Source organism: Clostridium sp. CAG:43, from assembly GCF_000434655.1.
Lineage (GTDB): Bacteria > Bacillota > Clostridia > Lachnospirales > Lachnospiraceae > Otoolea > Otoolea fessa.
Genome location: NZ_FR895056.1, coordinates 9,107 through 11,839, shown reverse-complemented (window position 1 = coordinate 11,839; position 2,733 = coordinate 9,107). Strand labels below are relative to the sequence as shown.

3 protein-coding genes are annotated in these 2,733 nt (G+C 49.3%); 2 read left to right on the top strand and 1 reads right to left on the bottom strand.

Annotation, left to right across the window (positions count from 1 at the left end; all coding sequences use genetic code 11):
* Positions 1-812: SH3 domain-containing protein (locus QVO97_RS04530; RefSeq protein WP_288188926.1), on the bottom strand; the 812-nt coding region annotated here is incomplete at its 3' end.
* Positions 813-1,215: 403 nt separating this feature from the next.
* On the opposite strand from QVO97_RS04530, the gene pfkB reads away from it, so the two are divergent.
* Positions 1,216-2,136, top strand: a complete 921-nt coding sequence (pfkB, locus tag QVO97_RS04525) for a 1-phosphofructokinase (protein ID WP_022359200.1) — start codon at positions 1,216-1,218, stop codon at positions 2,134-2,136.
* 93 nt (positions 2,137-2,229) lie between these two features.
* On the top strand, positions 2,230-2,733 hold a 504-nt coding region (locus QVO97_RS04520), incomplete at its 3' end, for a PTS sugar transporter subunit IIA (protein ID WP_288188925.1).

Genomic DNA, 2,733 nt, shown 5'->3' with positions numbered 1-2,733 from the left:
CCCGAAGTCTGGGAGGAACCTTTAGCTGCGTTTGCTTCTGCCTGCGATTTTGCGGCTGCAATCCGGGCTTCCTCGGCGGCTCTGGATGCCTGCTCAGCTTCTTCAGCAGCCTGTCGTGCCGCCTCCAGCGCTGCCATCTCAGCCTCAATGCTGATTGCGCGTCCTGGCTTGACGCTGATTGTAACATAATCAGAAGAAACGTAACCGGAGGTGTCGACGGAAAGCTGGATTTTGACCCATCCAGTTTCCTGACTCAGTACAGGATAGTAGTCTTCCGCGGCAGCCAGACCGACGATGGCAGAATCCGTGCTGGCTTCCTCACGTACATGGAGTGTCTGTGTGCTGACGGTAGCGATATAGAGACCGAGCTCTTTGGCGAGCGGCTTGATATCATCGCCAAATACAAGATAATCGTCCTTGAGCCATCCCTCCAGCCCGCCGGAGCGGATTTTTGTCCAGCCATTTTTGCGTTTTAAAATGGTACCGCCGCCTCCGCGGAAGCAGGTGCCGAGTACCTTGGCGTCTGTATCTGGTTTTTCTCTCAGGTTCAGCGCATCATCCACATTGGCGACCGCGAGATTTTCATACGGATCGACCGGCTTTTCTTCTTTGATTTTGGCTTTCGCCGTACTTTTAGCATCGGTGCCGGTCTGATGACTGTTTTTTAAGGTGCTGGAAGAAGCAATGGAAGGATCAGAGCCTGCTTTGTTCTTCTTATCAGAAGGTTTAGAGAGGCATAGAAATGCCAGCAGAGCCGCCCCGGCCACAATAAAAAGGATCAGGAAATAGATCGCCATCATTGTTTTATCCATTTTTTTGCGCCTGGAAGAAGCAGGTTTCAAAGGGGAATCGTTCATATCGTATATCCTTTCTGATATAAAAACATCTTGGAAATATTACAAAGATATTACAAAATTCTTCATTTACTATAGCAAATGGGGAAATCCTTGTCAACAAAGGGGGATTTTACGATTAGAAGAGGAGATGAAACTGAGTAAAAATGATGTTTTTGGAAACACTATTCCATCAGTGACAGCAATCGTTTCGCCGGAATTCACACGAAACAATCAATCAAAAACAATCATAAAAAATCAAAATTGTGCAATATAACCCAAAAAGAGGCAGTATGTTTGTGAATAAGTTTGATTGATTTTGAATGAAAATGATTTTATAATACAGTCAGAATCAATCAAGATAAGAAAGGAATGAAGGCTTATGATTTATACGGTAACCTTTAATCCATCGTTAGATTATATTGTGTCAGTGAGCGATTTTAAGCTCGGACTGACTAACCGGACGGATTCGGAGCTTTTGCTTCCGGGCGGAAAGGGAATCAATGTTTCGACGGTCCTTCAAAACCTTGGAATTGCCAATACGGCGTTTGGCTTTACTGCCGGGTTTGTCGGCGAGGAGGTTCGGAAGGAAGTGGAGCAGCTGGGCGTGAAAGCCGAGTTTATTTCCCTGGATGAGGGAGTCTCCCGCATCAACCTGAAGCTGAAATCCATCGACGGGACTGAGATCAACGGTCGGGGACCGAAGATTCCGCGGGAAGCGGTGGATGCGCTGATGACCCAGCTTGACCGGCTGGGGGCGGATGATACGTTGGTGCTGGCTGGAAGTATTCCAGCGTCGATGCCGGATGATATTTATCAGAAGATTATGGAGCGCCTGGATGGCAGGAACGTCCGGATTGTTGTGGACGCGACCAAGGATCTGCTGCTCAATGTGCTGGGACACCATCCATTTTTAATCAAACCGAACAATCATGAACTGGGAGACATTTTCGGCGTGAAGCTCTCGGAGCGGGAGGAAGTTGTTCCGTATGCGAAGAAGCTGCAGGAAAAAGGTGCGGTCAACGTGCTGGTTTCGATGGCAGGCAAGGGCGCGGTTCTTCTGGCGGAGGATGGAAGCGTCTATGCGGCGGAAGCACCGAAGGGAACCTTGAAAAATGGTGTCGGAGCCGGAGATTCGATGGTAGCCGGTTTCCTGGCCGGATACGGGGAGAGCGGAGATTATGAACACGCTTTCCGCATGGGACTGGCAGCTGGAAGCGCGAGCGCCTTTTCGGAGCAGCTGGCGACGAAGGATGAGATAAAGAAAGTGTATGAGAACTGTAAAATCACAAAAATCGGATGAGGTTGTATGCAGACATTTTTGAAGCTGGCAGAATGTACTGCCGGATATGCGATGCATACCTGACATTCGGGCATAAATAGGGAGGCAACAGATATGAAGATTACTGATTTACTGGATCCGAGAAGTATATCGCTGGATGCGGCACCCACCAGCAAATCGGAGACACTGGACAAGGCGGTAGAGCTGATGGCGGCGAGCGGAAAGCTGTCGGATGTCGAGGCATTCCGCAAGCAGGTTTATGCGAGAGAAGAAGAGAGCACGACCGGTATCGGCGAGGGGATTGCAATTCCTCATGGAAAATGTGATGCGGTCAAAAAGCCGGGGCTGGCGGCGATGGTCATCAAAAATGGCGTGGATTTCGACTCCCTGGACGGCGAACCGGTCACTCTGCTGTTCCTGATTGCAGCGCCAAATACAAAAGATAACGTACATCTGGATGTGTTGAGCAAGCTTTCCGTTCTCATGATGGACGAGAATTTCTCAGATTCCCTGCGAAATGCCTCTTCGGTGGAAGACTTTCTTTCCATTATTGATAAGGCAGATGCAGAACAGGCAGGCATCGATGAGAGACTGGCGGCTGATTCCGGCGAAGAAGCG

Excerpts from the sequence above, each read along its gene's own strand:
- pfkB (WP_022359200.1), top strand. The coding sequence starts at position 1,216 with ATGATTTATACGGTAACCTTTAATCCATCGTTAGATTATATTGTGTCA.